Source organism: Rhizobium sp. 01T444 (genome assembly GCF_056398305.1).
Genome location: NZ_JBFTPD010000402.1, coordinates 1 through 524 on the forward strand (window position 1 = coordinate 1; position 524 = coordinate 524).

General features: G+C 68.5%; 1 protein-coding gene. It reads left to right on the forward strand.

Translation table 11 applies throughout. The features are described from left to right. Window positions 1-406: LysR substrate-binding domain-containing protein (locus AC1DTN_RS39155; RefSeq protein ID WP_477925633.1), on the forward strand; the 406-nt coding region annotated here is incomplete at its 5' end. Window positions 407-524 lie beyond the last annotated feature (118 nt).

The following is a 524-nucleotide window of genomic DNA, read 5'->3' on the forward strand; positions in this document are numbered from 1 at the left end:
ACCCCGCATCGTGGTCGCTGCGCCTTCAGTGCTCGAGGACTTGCCGGCACCGACGCAAGCGCGCGAACTCGCGGCACTGCCTTGGCTCGCACTGCGCACCTTCTACCGAACAGAGATCCTGCTGTCGCATTCGAAAAGCGGCGAGAGTTGCCGCGTCGCCTTGCGCCCGCGCCTGAGCACCGACAGTCTCTACGCCCTACGCAGCGCCGCCGTGAGGGGCATGGGCGTGTGCGTGGGGTCGACCTGGCTGCTGGCCGAGGACCTCGCGCACGGCCGCCTGATCCAGTTGGTGCCCGACTGGCAGGCCGCCGCCCTGCCGGTCTATCTGGTCTACCCGCAGGCCCGACTCCAGCCGCCGAAGCTGAAGCGATTCATCGAGGCGATGCGCTTCGAGTGGCCGAGGTAGGCGCAGGGCCCGGCGTTAGCCGATGGAGACCGCTTTGCAAGCGCAAGGGAGTGGGCCCCGGCGTTGGCCAGCATCCGGCTGGCCAACAGGTCGGCCCGATAAACGGGAGGCAACATGC